The sequence below is a fragment of the Micromonospora sp. NBC_01739 genome (assembly GCF_035920385.1).
GTDB lineage: Bacteria > Actinomycetota > Actinomycetes > Mycobacteriales > Micromonosporaceae > Micromonospora.
This window is the reverse complement of record NZ_CP109151.1, coordinates 722015-739184: the sequence shown is the minus strand read 5'-3', so window position 1 is coordinate 739184 and position 17170 is coordinate 722015. Positions and strand designations below refer to the sequence as shown.

At 71.8% G+C, this 17170-nt stretch carries 13 protein-coding genes; 3 read left to right on the top strand and 10 right to left on the bottom strand.

Annotated features, from left to right (window positions below; all coding sequences use genetic code 11):
* Nucleotides 1-32 precede the first annotated feature (32 nt).
* Entirely contained in the window at nt 33-188 is a 156-nt protein-coding gene (locus tag OIE53_RS03295; protein WP_327025074.1) for a hypothetical protein, read from the bottom strand.
* A gap of 178 nt (nt 189-366) precedes the next feature.
* Between OIE53_RS03295 and OIE53_RS03290 the strand changes: the two genes are divergently transcribed.
* Nucleotides 367-2823, top strand: a complete 2457-nt coding sequence (locus OIE53_RS03290) for an ATP-binding protein (protein ID WP_327025073.1) — start codon at nt 367-369, stop codon at nt 2821-2823.
* Nucleotides 2823-4310, top strand: coding sequence for an acyltransferase family protein (locus OIE53_RS03285; protein ID WP_327025072.1), 1488 nt, complete (start codon nt 2823-2825; stop codon nt 4308-4310). Before OIE53_RS03290 ends, OIE53_RS03285 begins: the two co-directional genes overlap by 1 nt.
* Here the strand turns inward: OIE53_RS03285 and OIE53_RS03280 are convergent.
* The 3 genes from OIE53_RS03280 to murD all read right to left on the bottom strand — a co-directional run bounded on the left by OIE53_RS03280 (nt 4282) and on the right by murD (nt 8714).
* A complete protein-coding gene (locus OIE53_RS03280) occupies nt 4282-5772 on the bottom strand; it encodes a CoA-acylating methylmalonate-semialdehyde dehydrogenase (RefSeq protein ID WP_327025071.1) in 1491 nt (496 codons plus the stop codon). The two genes, OIE53_RS03285 and OIE53_RS03280, sit on opposite strands and share 29 nt — an antisense overlap.
* On the bottom strand, nt 5769-7076 hold the full coding sequence (locus OIE53_RS03275) for an aspartate aminotransferase family protein (RefSeq protein WP_327025070.1): 1308 nt from the start codon (nt 7074-7076) through the stop codon (nt 5769-5771). Before OIE53_RS03275 ends, OIE53_RS03280 begins: the two co-directional genes overlap by 4 nt.
* 288 nt (nt 7077-7364) lie before the next feature.
* Nucleotides 7365-8714, bottom strand: coding sequence for a UDP-N-acetylmuramoyl-L-alanine--D-glutamate ligase (gene murD / locus OIE53_RS03270; RefSeq protein WP_327025069.1), 1350 nt, complete (start codon nt 8712-8714; stop codon nt 7365-7367).
* Nucleotides 8715-8803: 89 nt separating this feature from the next.
* Between murD and OIE53_RS03265 the strand changes: the two genes are divergently transcribed.
* Nucleotides 8804-10159 carry a hypothetical protein gene (locus tag OIE53_RS03265; RefSeq protein ID WP_327025068.1) on the top strand — a complete coding sequence of 452 codons (1356 nt, stop codon included), beginning with the start codon at nt 8804-8806 and terminating at the stop codon, nt 10157-10159.
* 3 nt (nt 10160-10162) lie between these two features.
* On the opposite strand, the gene OIE53_RS28575 is transcribed toward OIE53_RS03265, so the two are convergent.
* The 6 genes from OIE53_RS28575 to OIE53_RS03235 all read right to left on the bottom strand — a co-directional run bounded on the left by OIE53_RS28575 (nt 10163) and on the right by OIE53_RS03235 (nt 17146).
* Nucleotides 10163-11947: a PucR family transcriptional regulator gene (locus OIE53_RS28575; RefSeq protein WP_327027054.1), complete on the bottom strand. Its 1785-nt coding sequence runs from the start codon at nt 11945-11947 to the stop codon at nt 10163-10165.
* A gap of 50 nt (nt 11948-11997) precedes the next feature.
* Complete coding sequence (locus tag OIE53_RS03255) at nt 11998-12801, bottom strand: TrmH family RNA methyltransferase (RefSeq protein ID WP_327025067.1); 804 nt, start codon at nt 12799-12801, stop codon at nt 11998-12000.
* A gap of 135 nt (nt 12802-12936) precedes the next feature.
* Nucleotides 12937-13650, bottom strand: a complete 714-nt coding sequence (locus OIE53_RS03250) for a hypothetical protein (RefSeq protein WP_327025066.1) — start codon at nt 13648-13650, stop codon at nt 12937-12939.
* Between the two features lie 440 nt (nt 13651-14090).
* Nucleotides 14091-15422 (bottom strand): cellulose binding domain-containing protein, encoded by a 1332-nt coding sequence (locus tag OIE53_RS03245; RefSeq protein ID WP_442791371.1) that lies wholly within the window; start codon nt 15420-15422, stop codon nt 14091-14093.
* Between the two features lie 318 nt (nt 15423-15740).
* A complete protein-coding gene (locus tag OIE53_RS03240) occupies nt 15741-16271 on the bottom strand; it encodes an RNA 2'-phosphotransferase (protein ID WP_327025065.1) in 531 nt (176 codons plus the stop codon).
* A complete protein-coding gene (locus tag OIE53_RS03235; RefSeq protein ID WP_327025064.1) occupies nt 16268-17146 on the bottom strand; it encodes a LysR family transcriptional regulator in 879 nt (292 codons plus the stop codon). Before OIE53_RS03235 ends, OIE53_RS03240 begins: the two co-directional genes overlap by 4 nt.
* Nucleotides 17147-17170 lie beyond the last annotated feature (24 nt).

The following is a 17170-nucleotide window of genomic DNA, read 5'->3' as shown; positions in this document are numbered from 1 at the left end:
AAGCCCCTTCAGCGGTCGGGTCGGGTCGCCAACTAGCCCGGGTAGTCCCACCCCTGGATGGTGGCGACGTCGTCCGGGTATTCCCAGCCCGCACCCACGGCGGCAGCGGACGCCGACGCGGCGGGCAGGATCAGCGCGGCGGACGCCATCAGGCCGGCGGCGGCCAGCATCAGCAGCTTTCGTTTCATCGCTTTTCCCTTCGTCGATTTCTCACCGGCGTGCCGATTCCCGAATTCGCCAAGCCAATTCGGATCCCCCGAACCCGGCACACCACTTCTGGATCCCAGACTGCCAGCCGGCGAGCGCGATACCGCCACCGTTGGACGTCCATGGACGATGCTGGACATCGGGTGCGACGATGCGGCTGTGACCAACAGCCATGCCGGTTCTTCCACGGCTGATTCAGGCGAGCCGGAGCAGGAGTTGTTGGCGGAGCTGAACCGGCTGCGGATCCGCGCCGCCCGGTCCCGAGGCAAGGCTCGGCTCTCCCTCCAGGACCTGGCTGCGGCCACCGGCGTCCCCCGGAGCAGCCTGGCCAACTACCTCAACGGCAACAGTGTGATGCCGATGGATGTACTCGACCGGCTGCTGCTCGCCCTCGGTGTGACACCGGCTCAGGCGGGCGCGTGGGCCACCCGATGGGAACGGGTGGTCGGCGAACGCCTCGCGACCGGCGGACCACACCGTACCGCCGCACCGGACACCGACCGGCGGGTGGCGGATCCGGCAGGACCCGCGCTGCCCGGCACCGGACCGCAGGCGGATCCGGCCACGGACCGCCCGCAACCGGCATTGCCGGTGCCCGCCCAACTCCCGGCGGCCCTCGGCGCCTTCAGCGGACGGCGGGAACTGCTGACGGAACTCGACGGGCTGCGCGCCGACCTGGACGCCACCACCACTGCCCCGGTCATCGCGGTCGTCACCGGGACCGCCGGCGTGGGTAAGACGACAATGGTCATCCATTGGGCACAACGAATGCGGGAACATTTCCCGGACGGTCAGCTCCACGTCAACCTGCGGGGATTCGACCGAAGGGCACCGGTCCCGCCCAGTGACGCGATCCGCCACTTCCTGGACGCCTTCGAGGTGCCCCGAATGCGGATTCCGGGCGATCTGGAGGCACAGATCAATCTGTTCCGCAGCCTGCTGACCGGCCGCCGGTTGCTGATGGTGCTGGACAATGCCCGCGATGCCGACCAGGTTCGCCCGTTGTTGCCCGGCTCGGCCAGTTGCCTGGTCCTGGTGACCAGTCGCAGCCAACTGCCCGGCCTCGTCGCCGCAGAGGGTGCCCGACCGATCGCGGTGCCGCTGCTGGATCGGATGGAGTCGAGGACCCTGCTGGGCCGCCGGATCGGAGCCCGACGGATGGCGGCCGAACCCGACGCGGTCGACGGACTCATCGACAGGTGTGCCGGCCTACCGCTGGCCATCGCCGTGGTGGCCGCCCGGGCCGCGACCCACCCGCACTTCCCGCTGGCCGCCGTGACCGCTGAGCTGCGGGACGCACCACGGCGACTCGACCCGCTGGCGGGAACGGATTCGCGCGTTGACGTGCGAGCCGCCCTCAGCTGCTCGTACCAGCAGGTGAGCGAGCCGGCCGCACGTCTGTTCCGCCTGTGCGGGCTGTTCCCGGGGCCGGACATCGGGGTCGCCGCCCTGGCCAGCCTCGCCGCGGCGACCGTGGTCGAGGTCCGGGCGTCCCTGGCCGAACTGGTCCAGGCCCACCTGGTCACCGAACATCGGCCGGGTCGGTTCACCTGCCACGACCTGCTGCGCGCGTACGCCGAGGAACTGGCCGAGGCGGAGCCGGCCCAGTGGCGGCGGGCAGCCACCCGGCGTCTCCTCGACCACTACCTGCACAGCGCGCACGACGCCGAACTGCTGTTGCAGCCGCCCCGGGGCCCGATCTCGCTCGCCACCGCCGCACCCGGGGTGGTCCCGGAGGGGTTCACCCACCGCGAGTCGGCACTCGCCTGGTTCGCCGCCGAACACGCCGTACTCGTCGCCGCCGTCGACCTCGCGGCCGGTTCGGGCCATGACACCCACGCCTGGCAACTCGCCGCCGCCCTGGTGAGCTTCCTCGACCTGCGCGGCCACTGGCACGACTGGACCAGCACCCAACACATCGCCCTGTCCGCCGCCCGTCGGCTCGGTGACCCGGCGGCGGAGGCTCACACCCACCGCTTCCTCGGTGGGGCCGCCACCCGGCTCGGCCGCTACGGCGACGCCCGGGAACACCAGCAGCGGGCGCTGCATCTGTTCGAGGGGCTGGACGACGCGCTTCATCAGGCGTTCACCCACCGAAGTCTGGGGTGGATCGCCGACCAGGCCGATGACCATCAGACGGCGTTACGCAACGACCTACGGGCATTGGAGCTGTTCCGCCGAGCTGGGCACCGCATCGGCGAGGCCAAGACGCTCAACTCGGTGGGCTGGTGCCATGCCCAGCTCGGCGACCACCGCGCGGCGGTCGCGTACTGCGAACAGGCTTTGGCGATGCTCAACGAACTCGGCGACGTGGACGGGGCCGCCGTCACTCACGACAGCCTGGGCTACGTGCACCGCATGCTCGGCGAGTACGACCGGGCCGCCGAGCTTTACCATCGCACGCGGGAACTGTACGCCTCCCTCGGCGACCGGCACGGCGAGGCGACGGCGGACACGAATCTCGGCGACACGCTGTACGAGGCCGGCGACCACGAGGGTGCCGCCGTCGCGTGGCGGCGCGCGCTTGCCGTGTTCGACGACATCGACGACCAGAAGGCCAAGCGGATTCGGGCCAGCCTGGGCAACATCGCCTCGACTGGGCATACCCTCGGTTGATGCGCCGCCTGGCCGCACTCGCCGCGAGGACACCGGCCGACCGTGAGCGCTACCTGGATCTGCTTCGGGCCCTGGCGATCCTCATGGTCGTGCTCGGTCACTGGGCGATCGCCACCATCTCCTACGACCGGCATGGACAGCCCGACGGCCATTCGGCCCTGCCGTCGCTGCCGTGGGCCTATCCGCTGACCTGGCTGGTCCAGGTGATGCCGGTGTTTTTCCTGGTGGGCGGGTACGCAAACGCCGCCGCGCTGACGGCACACCGCAACCGGGGTGGTGAGGTCAGCAGCTGGTTGCTCGGACGTAGCGCTCGGCTGCTGCGCCCGACCACCGCGCTGGTACTGGTGCTCGCCGGCAGCGCGCTGATCGCCCGGCTGGTCGGAGCCGAGGCGAGCCTGGTCCGTACGGTCATCTGGTTCGCCACCATCCCGCTGTGGTTCCTCGCCGCCTACCTGGCGGTGGTGCCGCTGACCCCGCTCATGTACGCGCTGCACCGCCGCTTCGGGCTGGTCGTGCCGGTGGCGTTGGCGGCCCTGGTGGCCCTGGGCGACGCAGGACGCGCGTTCGGTCCGGCCGAACTGGCCCTGGCCAACTACCTGCTCGGCTGGCTCGCCGTCCACCAGCTCGGTTTCGCCTGGTACGACGCCCGACGTGGCGACTGCCGACCATCCTCGCCCGGGCGCGAACCGCCAGCCGCGGCGGCGGACCGGAGTCCACCACGCCGAGGACTGCGCACCCGATGTCTACCGATGTCCCCTCGGGCCGCCCTGGTGATGCTCGCGGCCGGACTCGCCGTGGCGGTGCTGCTCACCGGCCCCGGACCGTACCCGGTGAGCATGATCAACTTGCCGGGTCAGCGGCTGGACAACGCCGCGCCGCCCAGCGTGGCACTGCTCGCCGTGGCCACCGCCCAACTCGGACTCATCCTGCTGCTGCGTGAACCCGCCGAACGCTGGCTGCGCCGCAGCCGCCCGTGGCAGGCGGTGATCGCGGTCAACGCGGTAGTGCTCACCGTCTTCCTGTGGCACCTCAGCGCGGTGATCCTGCTGGTGGGCGGGCTCGACGCGCTGGGGATGCTGCCCACTCCGGCCGCCGGTACGCGAGCCTGGTTCGCCTGGCGGCTGCCCTGGTTGCTGATGCTGAGTGTGGTGCTGGCCGTACTGGTCACGATCTTCGGCCCGATCGAGGCCCGCACCGGCCGCTCCGCCGCCGGCGGCCACGACTCCACCGCTGGCGGCCACGACCCCGAGCAGCGAAAGGGTGGGGCCGACCGTCCGTGGGGTGCCGGACGGTCGGGCCGTCGGTGTGTCCGGAGCGCACTCGTCGTCGCCGGTTACGCCGCCGTCGTGTACGCCATGGTCGCCAACAGCGCCGCCCCGAAAGCCGCCCCCGAAACCTTCGGGCTACCCGCCGCCGCCCTGGTGGCGTACCTGGTCGGGGCGGGCACCCTGCGACTGCTCAGGTCTGGGTGGGGAAGCCCAGGTTGACTCCGCCGTGGCGGGGGTCCAGCCAGCGGCTGGTGACCACCTTGCCCCGGGTGAAGAAGGCGACCCCGTCCGGGCCGTGGGCATGCAGGTCCCCGAAGAGGGAGGACTTCCAGCCGCCGAACGAGTAGTACGCCATCGGCACCGGGATCGGCACGTTGACGCCGACCATGCCGACCTCCACCTCGTGCTGGTAGCGCCGGGCGGCCCCGCCGTCGTTGGTGAAGATCGCCGTGCCGTTGCCGTACGGGTTGGCGTTGACCAGGGCCACGGCCTCGTCGTACGAGCCGACCCGCAGCACCGACAGCACCGGCCCGAAGATCTCGTCCGTGTAGATCGACATCTCCGGGGTCACGTGGTCGAACAGGGTGGGGCCCAGCCAGAAGCCGTCCGGGTCACCGTCCGGGGTCACCTCGCGGCCGTCGACCACCGGCACCGCCCCGGCGGCCACCCCGGCCTCCACGTAGGAGCGGACCCGGTCGGCGTGGGCGGCGGTGACCAGCGGGCCCATGTCGCAGCCCCGCCGCCCGTCACCGGTACGCAGGCCGGCCATCCGCCGGGCTATCCGTGCCACCAACTCGTCCGCGATCGGCTCCACCGCCACCAGGGCGGAGATCGCCATGCACCGCTCCCCCGCCGAGCCGAACCCGGCGTTGACGGCCGCGTCGGCGGCCAGGTCCAGGTCGGCGTCGGGCAGCACCACCATGTGGTTCTTCGCCCCGCCCAGGGCCTGCACCCGCTTCCCGGCCATGGTGGCGCGCTGGTAGACGTACCGGGCTACCGGGGTGGACCCGACGAACGACACCGCCTTGATCGCCGGGTGTTCCAGCAGGGCGTCGACGGCCTCCTTGTCGCCGTTGACGACATTGAGCACCCCGTCGCGCAGGCCGGCTTCGGCGAACCATTCGGCCAGCAGCAGGGCCGCGCTGGGGTCCTTCTCGCTCGGCTTGAGCACCACGGCGTTACCGGCGGCCACCGCCACCGGCACGAACCACAATGGCACCATCACCGGGAAGTTGAAGGGGCTGATCACCGCTACCACCCCGAGGGGCTGGCGCAGACTGTACGAGTCGACCTCGGTGGAGACGTTCTCGCTGTAGCCGCCGCGCAGGGCCGAGGGGATGCCGCAGGCGTACTCGATGACCTCCAGGCCGCGTTGCACCTCCCCGGCGGCGTCGGCCAGCACCTTGCCGTGCTCGGCGGTGATCACCTCGGCGAGCTGGTCGCGGCGGGCGTGCACCAGCTCCCGGAAGGCGAACAGCACCGCGGTCCGCTTGGCCAGGGAGGCGTCCCGCCAGGCGCGGGCCGCCCGCTCGGCGGACTCCACCGCTACCGCGACGTCCGTGGCACTGGCCAGCTCCACCTGAGCGGTACGCCGACCGGTGGCCGGGTCGAAGACCTCACTGCGCCGTCCCGAGCTGCCGCCGACCCGCTTGCCGTCGATGAAGTGCCCGATGAGGTTCACGGGGTGACCGCCTCGGCGGCGCCGGAGCGGATCGCCTCGACCAGGATGGCCAGGCCCTCCCGGGCCTCCTGGTCGGTCAGGGTCAGCGGCGGTCCCATCCGCAGCACGTTGCCGTGCAGCCCGCCCTTGCCGACCAGCAGGCCACCGGCCCGGCACCCCTCGAAGACCCGGGCGGCCAGGGCGGGGTCCGGCTCGGTGGTGCCCGGTCGGACGAACTCGACACCGAGCATCAGGCCCTTTCCGCGTACCTCGGCGACGCAGTCGAGGTCGCCCACGGCGGCGCGCAGGCCCTCGACGAGGATCGCGCCGGTGCGGGCCGCGTTGGCCTGCAGGTCGTGGTCGAGCAGGTAGTCCAGGACGGCATTGCCGGCGGCGGTGGAGATCGGGTTGCCGCCGAAGGTGGAGAAGCTGATCGCCGGTACCGCCTCCATCACCTCGGCCCGGCCGACCACCCCGGCCAAGGCGAAGCCGTTGCCGATGCCCTTGGCGAAGGTGAGCAGGTCCGGGGTCACCCCGTGGGCCTGGTAGCCCCAGAAGTGCTCCCCGGTACGCCCCCAACCGGTCTGCACCTCGTCGGAGATCAGCAGGATGCCGTGCTCGTCCAGGACCTTCTTCCAGGCGGCGAAGAGACCGTCCGGGCCGTGCACGAAGCCGCCGACCCCCTGGATCGGCTCGGCCAGCAGACAGGCCACGTCTCCGCTGGTCTGGGTGGCCAGCACCTCCCGCAGGTCCTCCACGGCGGCGTCGATCCGGTCGGCCTCCGGCAGCCGGGCCAGCAGGCCACGCAGCCGCTCACCGGAGTGCAGCCAGGCCACCTGGAGGGGGTTGAGCTGGCTGGCCGACCAGCCCCGGTTGCCGGTGATGCCCATCGTCGCGTACGACCGGCCGTGGTAGCTGTTGCGGACCGCGAGGACCTGGTGGGAGCGGCGGTGGTTGGTGGCCATCAGCAGGGCGGCCTCGTTGGCCTCGGTGCCGGAGTTGGTGAAGAAGACCCGGGCGTCCGGGATGCCGGAGAGTCGGGCGATCTTCTCGGCCAGTTCGACCTGCTGACGGATCAGGTAGAGCGTCGAGGTGTGCACGATCCCGGTGGTCAGTTGCCGCTGCACCGCCTCCCGGATCTCGGCGATGTCGTACCCGATCATGTTGGTCAGCACCCCGCCGAAGAAGTCCAGGTAGGTGCGGCCCTGGGCGTCGGTGACCCGGCGGCCCTCGCCGGAGACGAGTTCGATCGGCTCGGCGTAGTAGAGCGGCATCCAGGACGGGAGTACGGCCCGGTGCCGGGCCAGCAGGTCATCGGCGGTCATCGTCGCACCCTCTCGGTTCGCGGTAACCGCACGCTTCCACCACGATCACTATCCCGACAAGAGCCAAGGTGTCGCGGATGCCCCACCCGCCCTGACACAACGTCAACGCTTTCCGCACCCCGTTACCCCAAACCCCACGCATCCCACACCCAAACCCACCCCCCACCCACGCTTTCCGCACCCCACCCTTGCCCCGTTGATCATGAGGTTAGCGGCAGTGAATCAGGACAAAACCACCGGCCAACCTCATGATCAACGGGGGGGGAAGGGCCGGAGGCCCGGGGTGGGTCAGGGGTGGGTGGTGGTTTGGATGGCTTCGGCGAAGACTTCGGAGCGGTGTTCGAAGTTGCGGAAGCGGCCGTAGCTGGGGGCGGCCGGGGAGAGGAGGACGACGCCGTTGGGTGGGGTCAGCTGGCGGGCCAGGTGGACTGCGGCGGTCAGGTCGTCCACCAGTTCGGTACGCACTTTGGGTAGGCCGGACAGGGTTTGGATGATGCGGGGGCCGCTGTCCGGGATGCCGATGACGGTCAGTTCCCGCTCGGCCAGGTGCTCCCGCAGGGGGGTGTAGTCGACGCCTCGGTCGTTGCCGCCGACGATCACGGTCAACGGGCGGCCGTCGTACGCGTCGATGGCGTGCATGGCGGCGTACGGGCTGGTGGCCAGGGTGTCGTCGACGAAGGTCAGGCCGGAGGGGTCGACGATCTCGGTCAGCCGGTGGGCCAGGCCCTGAAACTCGGCCACCGCCACCGCCAGGGCGTCCTTGCGCCCGACGATGTCCACCCCCAGGGCGTCGAGCACCGCCAGGGCCACGCAGAGGTTGCCCTCGTTGTGCCGCCCGACCAGCGGCAGTACCGCCCGGGGGAACAGCGGCCGGTCGACCAGGTGGAACCAGGGTGTGCCGTCCGGCCCGGCGGCCACGTTCACCGAGTCGGCCGCGCCGGCCCGGATGACGGCCCGGTCGCCCAACTCGACCGCCAGTCGGGGGTCCGCGCCGTTGACCACCACGGTCTGCGGCCCGTACTGCAGCAGGTTGAGCTTGTCCCGGTAGTACTCCTGTTCGCCGCCGTGGGCGTCCAGGTGCTCCGGGAACAGGGCGGTGACCACGGCGACCCGGGGCGAGTCGGTCAGGTCGCTGCACTGGTAGCTGGACAGCTCCAGCACGTACAGCTCCGCCTCCGGCAGGTCCAGGGTCGGTACCCCGATGTTGCCGCCGAAGACGTTGGGGCGGTCCATCGCGTTCAGCAGGTGACTGATCAGGCTGGAGGTGGTGCTCTTGCCCTTGCTGCCGGTCACCCCCACGGTGCGTGCCGCGTGGTCGGCCATCCACAGGGCGGTGCCCTGGGTGATCGTGGCCCCCCGGCGGCGCAGCTCCACCAGCCAGGGATGGGTCTGCGGCACCCCCGGCGAGCGGACCACCACCTCGGCGGCGGCCAGCCGCTCGAAGCCCTCCTCGCCGGTGACCAGCGGGGCGGCCTCGGCCAGGGGCCCCTCCCAGGGCAGGGTGAGGAAGTTGGCGCTGTCGTCCACGGCGACCAGCTCCGCCGGCCCGTGGGCGGCGATCGCGATCACGGCGGCCCGGCCCTCCCGGCCGGCCCCCCAGACGGCGACGGAACGTCCGCGCAGGTCAGACAGGCGCACAGCTTCTCCTCGGGGGCGACGGCGGTGGAGCAGGGACACGGTACGGCGGAGCCGGGCACGGCCGGACGAACCAGGGCCTAGTATGGCGTGTGCCCAACACGCAACTGGCGCGGATGGACGCGTTCACCTTCCCGTCCTACTCGATCGACCTCTCCACCGGTGAGGCGCTGTTCGACTACGCGCTGACCGGCCCGGACGGCGAACAGCGGTTCACCGAGGTGATCACGCTGCCGGTGCCCGAGCAGTCCCCCTCGGATGCGGCCGTGGCGGCCCTCGGCCGGGTGCTGGAGCTGCTGCACGTGGTGGCCGGGGTCAGCTACTACAAGGCCGCCGCGCCGGGGCAGATCGTGCTGCCGGCGCCGCTCGGCCCGGCCGCCGCCGAGTTCGTCACCGCCGTCTACACCAAGGGCCTGGCGGAGTACGCCTACCGCAACCAGCTGCCGTACGTGCTGGAGTTGACCCCGCAGATCCCGCCCGGCCGGGTGCGCCCTCCCGCCGAGTACGACAACTCCGACCGGCGTCCGTTGTCGGCGGTCGGCGGTGGCAAGGACTCCATCGTCAGTCTGGAGGCCCTGCGTCGGGCCGGTCTGGACCCGGTGCCCTTCTCGGTCAACCCGAACCATGTGATCAAGGCGGTGAACGCCTCCTCCGGGCTCCCCGCGCTGGCGGCGCGGCGCCGCCTGGATCCGGTGCTGTTCGAGCTGAACGCGGCCGGGGCCCGCAACGGGCACATCCCGGTCACCGCGATCAACTCGCTGATCGCGGTCGCCACGGCGGTGCTGCACGGTCTGGGCCCGGTGGTGATGTCCAACGAGCGTTCGGCGTCGGACCCGAACCTGATCTGGAACGGTCACGAGATCAACCACCAGTGGTCGAAGGGGGTGGCAGCCGAGGGGCTGCTGCGGGGAGCCCTGGCAGAGCACGCCGGGCTGACCGAGCCGTACTTCTCGCTGCTGCGTCCGCTGTCGGAGCTGCACATCGCCCGGCTGTTCGCCACCATCGACCGGTACGACGACGTGGTGACCAGTTGCAACGCCGCCTTCAAGCTGCGGGACGCCAGCGAACGCTGGTGCCGTGACTGCCCGAAGTGCCGGTTCGTCTTCCTGGCCCTGGCCCCGTTCATGTCCCGGGAGCGGATCACCCACATCTTCGGTGGTGACCTGCTCGCCGACCCCACCCAGATCCCGGGTTACCGGGAACTGCTCGGGGTGGACGGGCACAAGCCCTTCGAGTGTGTCGGTGAGGTGGAGGAGTCCGTGGTGGCGTTGAGCCTGCTGGCCCAGCAGCCGCACTGGCGGGACACTCCGGTGGTGACCGCCCTGGTCGCGGCCGTCCCGGACAGCGCCTGGGCCACCGCCGCCACCTCCGACACCTTCACCCCGGGCGGCGGCCCCTCTTACGTCCCGCCCGTCTACGCCAAGGCCCTGCACTCCCTGACCGGGTGAGTGTCAGGGGGCGCGGATGGCGTCCAGGGCCAGCAGGGCGACATGCAGGGAGAGGCAGGTGTCGACCGAGTCCAGGTCGGCGTCGAGGATGCGACTGATCCGGGCCAGCCGTTCGTAGAAGGCCGGCCGGGACAGGTGCGCCGCGGTGGCCGCCGCCGACTTGTTCCTGCCCTGCTCCAGGTACGCCCGCAGGGTGCCGAGCAGGTGCTCCCGGGGGTGCCGGGCGTCGTACGCCAGCAGGGCACCCAGCTCGCGTTCGACGAAGGTCTGCAGGCGCGGCTCGTCGCGCAGCAGGTGCAGCAGCCCGGCGAGCCCGACATGCGGCAGCCGGAAGATCGGCAGGTCCCGCCGGTCCCGCCGGGCCGCCTCGGCTACCTGCCGGGCCTCCATCAGGGATCGACCGGCCTCCCGCAGACTGCCCACCCCGGAACCGGCGGCGATGACCAGGCCCCCGCCGCCGGGGCGGCGCGGCTCGGGTAGGCGGAGGTCGGGGCGGGCGCGTCGCAGGGCGGCGGCGAAGGCCGTCAGGGCCCGATCCTCCGCCGCCGGGTCGGCCAGGGCCAGCAGCACCCCGACCGCCTGGTCGTCCATGGCGCTGGTCAGGCCCGTCAGGTTCGCCTCGCGCAGCGCCTGCCCGACCGTCTCGGCCAGGTCCCGCAGTCGGCCCGTCCCGGCATCGGCACCGGCCGACCCGGGCTCACCGGCCGGTTCGGTCGATGGGCCGTACTCCCCGGTCGGGTCGTCGCCGCGCGGCCGGACCACCACCCCGACCAGGTGCCGACGGTCCAGCACCAGCCCCAGCGCCCGGGCCCGCAGGGCCACCTCGTCGACCGGCCGGGTGCGGTCCAGCAGGGCGGTGAGCAGGGTGCGGTGGATCTGCCGTACCCACCCTTCGGTGTCCCGGCGGATCAGTCGGCCCAGGGCCAGGGTGGACGCGGCCCGCTCCACCAGGATGGTCAGCCGGGTCGGCGGCACGGCCGGGCCGGGCCTCGGGTCCTCCGCCCCGTCCGGGTCGCCCTCCCCCGGCCCGTCAACCTCGACGCCACCCGGGCCGCTGAGGTGGACGCCGCCCGGCCAGCGCAGCAGCAGCCGACCCCAGTCCTCGCCCCGGGCGCCGACCATGGTGACCAGCCAGCCGCTGTCCGGGTCGTACGCCGTACGCCCGGTGGGTCGGATCCGTCGGGAGTGCTGCTCCCATCCGTCCAGCAGCAGTTCGGCGTTCTCCCCCGCCGGGTCGTAGGCGAGCACCTGGCGGGACAGGTTCTCCAGCACCACCGGGCAGCCGGACAGTTCGGCGGCCTGCCGGATCACCTCGTCCGGTTCGGCACCCTCCACGGACAGGTCGGTGAACCGCTGGTGGATCTCCTCGGTGGCCCGCAACTCGGCTAGCTGGGCGTCCACGATCAGGGCGTGCACCGCCTCGGTGATCCGCACGAAGGGGGTGGCCCGGCGCAGTTCCACCAGGGGCAGGCCGTGTCGTCCGGCGGCGGCGGCCATCACCCTGGGTACCCCGGTCAGGTAGCGGCGGCCCAGTTCCACCACCAGTCCGGAGACGCCGACCCCGGCCAGGTCGGCGATGAAGGCCCGCAGTCCGGCGTCGTCGGCCGGCAACCCGATGCCGGTGGTGAGCACCAGTTCACCACCGCCCAGCAGGGTGGCGATGTCGGGCACCTCGGCCACGTGCACCCAGCGCACCGGTCGGTCCAAACCCACCTCTCCGGCTACCAGACGCGGGGCGCCACGGCGGACCGGGTCCAGGGCCAGGACCTCGCGTACGGTGGGGAACACCCGCGACACGTTACAGTCCGTGATTTGCCCGCCGATAACCGCAGGTCAGGTCAGAGGGGATCGTCGCGGCCGAGTTCCCAGCAGGCCACCGCGGTGGCGGCGGCGACATTCAACGAGTCGACACCGCGCCGCATCGGGATGACCACCCGCACGTCGCTGGCTTGCATCGCCGCCGTGGTCAGCCCGGCCCCCTCGGCACCCAGCAGCAGCGCGGCCCGGGCCCGCTGAGCCGGGGTCAGTCGCTGGATGGGCACCGCGTCCGGGGCCGGGGTCATCGCCAGCACGGTGAAACCGGCGTCGCGTACCTGGGCCAGCGCGGTCGGCCAGGGGTCCAGTTTCGCGTACGGCACCGCGAACACCTCCCCCATGCTGACCCGTACGCTGCGCCGGTAGAGGGGGTCGGCGCAGGACGGTGAGAGCAGCACGGCGTCCACCCCGAGCGCGGCGACCGCCCGGAAGATCGCGCCCAGATTGGTGTGATTGTTGACGTCTTCGAGGATGACCGCCCGGCGGGCGGTGGCCAGCACCTCGGCGGCCTCGGGCAGTGGTTTGCGCCGGAAGGAGGCGAGCACTCCCCGGTGCACATGGAAGCCGGTGGCCTCCCGCAGCACCTCGGGGGTGGCGGCGTACACCGGGGCCTCGCCGGTGTCCAGGTCGGCTAGCTGGTCCACCCGCTTGGCGTCGACCAGGTACGACCGGGCCGGGTAGCCGGCCCGCAGGGCCCGGCGCAACACCAACTCCCCCTCGGCGATGAACAGCCCATGCGGGGGCTCCCAGCGGGTACGCAACTCCACGTCGGTCAGCGCGCGATAGTCGGCGATCCGCTCGTCGTCCGGCTCGGTGATCAGCTCCACCAGCCCGAGTGTAAGGAAGGGCCCCTTCTTAACGTCTGCGGTAGAGCAGGGGTCCCCTGTTAACAAGCAGCAGTCAGCCGCCGAGAAGCGGCTCTGCCACAGCCGGATATGATCGGCCCGGTGTGCTGACCGCGATCAGGACAGCAGGGCCGGCCGCAGTTCCCCGCCGAGATTGATCCCACCTACCACCCGGTCGACGGTGGGGTCGTACACGTTGGTGGTGTTGTTGCGGCGCATCAGTTCCCGGACCGACTGCGGCAACGGCGGCGGATCCGGCCACGCCGCGTTGATCTGCTGCGCGGCAGAGATCAGCCGCAGGACCAGCTCGGCCCCGTTGGTGTCCGGCCGGACCCGGCCGTACTCCCAACCGGTGGTGACGAGGTCGAACAGCTCGAAGACCGAGGCCAGGACCGGGGCGGGGTCGGTGATCTTCACGACCCGCGACGCCCGGTCGCCGATCACCGTGACCGCCGCGGCCACCTGCACGTACGGATGCAGGCCACTCGGCGCATCGAACAGCGGCCACCGCAAGGCCCGCCCGGCTTCCCGCCACAGCGGACGATAGTTGCGCCGGTCGACCACCAGCCGGTAACCGTTACGCCGGTACAGGTCGGCGGCCTGAGCCTGGAGATCCGAGTGGGCCGCCTCGGCGACCTCACGCACGATCCGGATGGCTACCAGCAGACCGTCCTCGTCGTCCAGCAGCTGCGTGATCGCCTTGACCTGGTCGTGGAGGCCGACCTGGACGCGGATGCCGAACCGGTGCCGGACCTCTTCTAGCAGTGCCTCTTGTCGACCCGGATCGTGCTCGACCCGCCGCCCACCCAGCACACGCTGGAGCCACCCCATACAGCCTCGCTCCGCAGCCGTCTCAAGACGCGGCAATGTTAGCGTGCCGCCCCCCAGTGGACGGCCCCGGCACGACGCCCGCGCCCCAGCAGCGCCGACGCGCGCCGTATCGACGAAACGGCGGGGTCCGCGAGGGCCGGCGATCGCCGTTACGCCGTAACGGCGGGGTCCGCGAGGGTCGGACACCGCCGTTACGGCGAAACGGAGTCGATCACCGCCGGGAAGCCCGGACGGTCGGTTGCAGGCCGCCCGACCGGCAGCCCGGCCCACCCCGGCGACGGCCGCAGGCAATCCGGGTGACCACCCCGGCCGACGAGCCGGTGGACCCGGGCCACCCCCGGCCGACGAGCCGGTGGACCCGGGCCACCCCCGGCCGACGAGCCGGTGGACCCGGGCCACGCGGTCAGCGTGGCCCGGGACCGACGATCAGGTCCGATCGGTCAGGCGATGGTGCAGGTGGCGCCGTTGAGGGTGTACGAGGAGGGTCTAGCGGAGTTGCCGGTGTGGGTGGCCTGGAAGCCGATGGCCACCGAGGCACCCGGGGCGATGCTGCCGTTGTACGACACGTTGCGGGCGGTCACCTGTCCGGAGGTCGGCGAGTAGCTGGCGTTCCAGCCACCGGTGATGTTCTGCCCGCCCGGCAGGGTGAACACCAGGGACCAGCCGTTGATCGCGCTGCCACCGGTGTTGGTGATGGTGAGGTCCTGGGTCAGGCCGTTGTTCCAGGCGTTGACCGCCACGGCCACCCGGCAGGCGCCACCACCCGGGGGCGGGGTCGTCGGGCCGGGCGGCGGGGTGGTGGGGCCGGGCGGCGGGGTGGTGGGGTCCGGCGGCGGCGGGGTGCTGCTGCCGAACTGGGTGAAGAACCGCCAGGTCTCCGCCGGCAGCCAGGTGCGGGAGCCGCTGTCGCCGGGCGCCCCGTCCTGGGGTGCGGCGATGTGGCCCTCGTCGAAGGCGGCCCACACCACCGGGTAGCCGGCCGCACAGCCGGAGTAGGTGGTGGTGCGGTGGGTCAGGCTGCCCTGGGAGGGCTCGGGCGGATTCTGCGGGGTGCACCCGTTGTTGTTGACGAACCGGTCACGCAGCGACCGTCCACCGGAGATGCCGAGGACGTTGTCCCGAATGCCGTGGGCGCCGAAGTAGGCGATCCGACCGTTGCCGCCGCTGCATCCGCTGATCAGGCCACCGGCGTACACCGCGACCGCGCGGAACACGTTGGGCCGGGCGCAGGCCAGGGCGTAGCTCATCCCGCCGCCCCAGCTGAAGCCCAGGGCGAAGCGTTGGGTGGTCTCCACGCAGAGGTTCGCCTCCACCTGCCGCAGCAGGTCGTCGACGAAGGTCACGTCCTCGCCGCCGGAGTTGGCCCAGCCGGCGTTGAGCCCCTGCGGGGCCACGAAGATGGTGCTGTTGTCGGCCAGTTGCCGCAGCCCGTAGTACGACCAGGCGTCCCGCTGCACCGTCTGCCCGGTGTCCACGTCGACGGCCGAGCCGCCGCGCCAGTGGAAGCCGAGCACCAGCCGGTAGGGGTGGTTGTTGTTGTAGTTGGCCGGGATCCGCAGGATGTAGCTGCGACTCTTGCCGTTGCTCTGGATCGTGTGGGTGCCGCTGTTGAGCCCGGGGGCCCGACCGCAGCCCGCCGTGGCCGCCTGGGTGCCGACCTCGGTGGTCGAGGCGGTCGCGCTGGGGCCGGTGGCCATCGCCACCCCGCCCACGCTCAGCACGAGCAACGCCGCGATCGCGGCGGGCCCGAAGATCGATCTGGATCTCACCATCTTGTTGCTCCATCTCGCGTCGCACCGGACGCGCGGAAGGTGCCACTGCACCGTGGGTGGTGGTGGATGAGCCCTGCTCCGCGTACCGGTCGGGCACGGGCTGCCCACCGCGGACCCCGGGGCGACCGTGATCGGTTCGGCGGCGCCCGGTCAGGATCCGCGTAGCCCGTCGGTCGGCATCGCGGTCTCGCCCACTCGCCGGGATCCCGGACCGGCGGGGACGCGTCGAGAACGTGCCCGGCTCCCGCTCGGAAGGTATCGTGTGAGCGATAACATATCAAGACATTTGGATGTCTTGAGTCGACGGACCGGTGGCGATCAGGCCAGGAAATCCGGCGGCACCTGGGCGGTCAGCCAGACCCCGTTGGCGGCCCGGTAGAAGACCAGGCCGACACGGTGCATACCGGCGGCGTCGACCCGCAGCACGACCGGTTCGCCCCGGCGGGCACCGACCCGGGCCGCGGTCTCCGCGTCCGCAGACAGATGCACATGGGTACGCTCACCCGGCGCCAGTCCCTCGACACGGATGCGGGGCAGGAAACGGGCCACCGTACCGTGATAGAGCACCTGCGGCGGCACCTGCGGTGCCAGTTGCAGGTCCACCGCGACGCTGTGGCCCTGGGCGGCCCGGATCCGACCCGCGCGGATCTCGAAACGTTGCTTGTCGGTACCGGTGACCAGGTGGTCCAGCAACTCCACGGTGACCGGTCGACCGTGCCGGGCCAACGCGGCCAGCAGCTCCTGCACCGCCACCCAGCCGGCCTCGTCCAGGGTGATCCCGACCGCCTCCGGGCGATGCCGCAGCACGTACGCCAGGAACCTGCTCGTCGAGGTGAGCCGCCCGGTCACCGGGGTGCCCGCTCGGCCACCGGCGGGAACTGGCCCAAAAAGTCGCCCACCAGCTCTGCACGGGGAAGCCGCCAGGTGGCCCAGTAACGGATCTGCGGCAGGCCGTGGATCGGCACGGCACGCAGCCCGTCGGGCAGTTCGACACACCCGTTGACCACGGTGGCGCCGACCCCCAACCCGGCCAGGTGCACCAGCAGGTCCCAGCCGTCCACCTCGGCGGCGACCTGCCACCGTACGCCCGCGTCGAGCAGGGCCCGGGTCAGCGCCCGCCGGTGCGGTCGGTCGGCCGGGGGTACCACCAGGTCCAGACCGTCCAGGTCGCGCAGCCGGACCGCCCGACGCTCCGCCAGGGGGTGTCGCTCGTCGACCACGAGCACCTGCCGGTACGCGGCGATCTGGGTAGCCTCGACCTGCCGGGTAGGCGGATCGTGGGCGATGACCGCCAGATCGGCCCGCCCTGCGCGCAGGGCCGCCAGCGCGGCATCCCGGTCGGCGGTGATCACATTGACCCGACGTCCCTGCCGGCCCACCTGCCGGATCGCCTCGCCGATCACCCAACGCAGCGCGCCCCGACCTGCCGCGATGGTCAGGGTGGGGGTCGAATCGTGGTGCAGTTCCCGCAGGAACTCGTCGGCCCGCCGCCGACAATCCAGGGCGTACGCGGCCAGGCGCTCCCCGGCGGCGGTCAGGCTGAGCCGCCGACCCTCGCGTTCGTACAGCTCCACGTCGAGGGCCGTGGCCAGCTTGCGGATCTTCACATGCAGGGCGGGTTGGCTGATGTGCAGCGCCGCCGCGGCGGTCGTGAAGTTGCGGTGCTCGGCGAAGACCGCGAACGACCGGAGGGCGTCGGCCTCCAGCAACTCCCGCCCAGTCATAACGCCACACTATAGATGGGCGAA

Excerpts from the sequence above, each read along its gene's own strand:
- OIE53_RS03235 (WP_327025064.1), bottom strand. The coding sequence starts at position 17,146 with ATGACTGGGCGGGAGTTGCTGGAGGCCGACGCCCTCCGGTCGTTCGCG.
- OIE53_RS03285 (WP_327025072.1), top strand. The coding sequence starts at position 2,823 with ATGCGCCGCCTGGCCGCACTCGCCGCGAGGACACCGGCCGACCGTGAG.
- OIE53_RS03250 (WP_327025066.1), bottom strand. The coding sequence starts at position 13,650 with ATGGGGTGGCTCCAGCGTGTGCTGGGTGGGCGGCGGGTCGAGCACGAT.
- OIE53_RS03295 (WP_327025074.1), bottom strand. The coding sequence starts at position 188 with ATGAAACGAAAGCTGCTGATGCTGGCCGCCGCCGGCCTGATGGCGTCC.
- OIE53_RS03245 (WP_442791371.1), bottom strand. The coding sequence starts at position 15,422 with ATGGTGAGATCCAGATCGATCTTCGGGCCCGCCGCGATCGCGGCGTTG.
- OIE53_RS03275 (WP_327025070.1), bottom strand. The coding sequence starts at position 7,076 with ATGACCGCCGATGACCTGCTGGCCCGGCACCGGGCCGTACTCCCGTCC.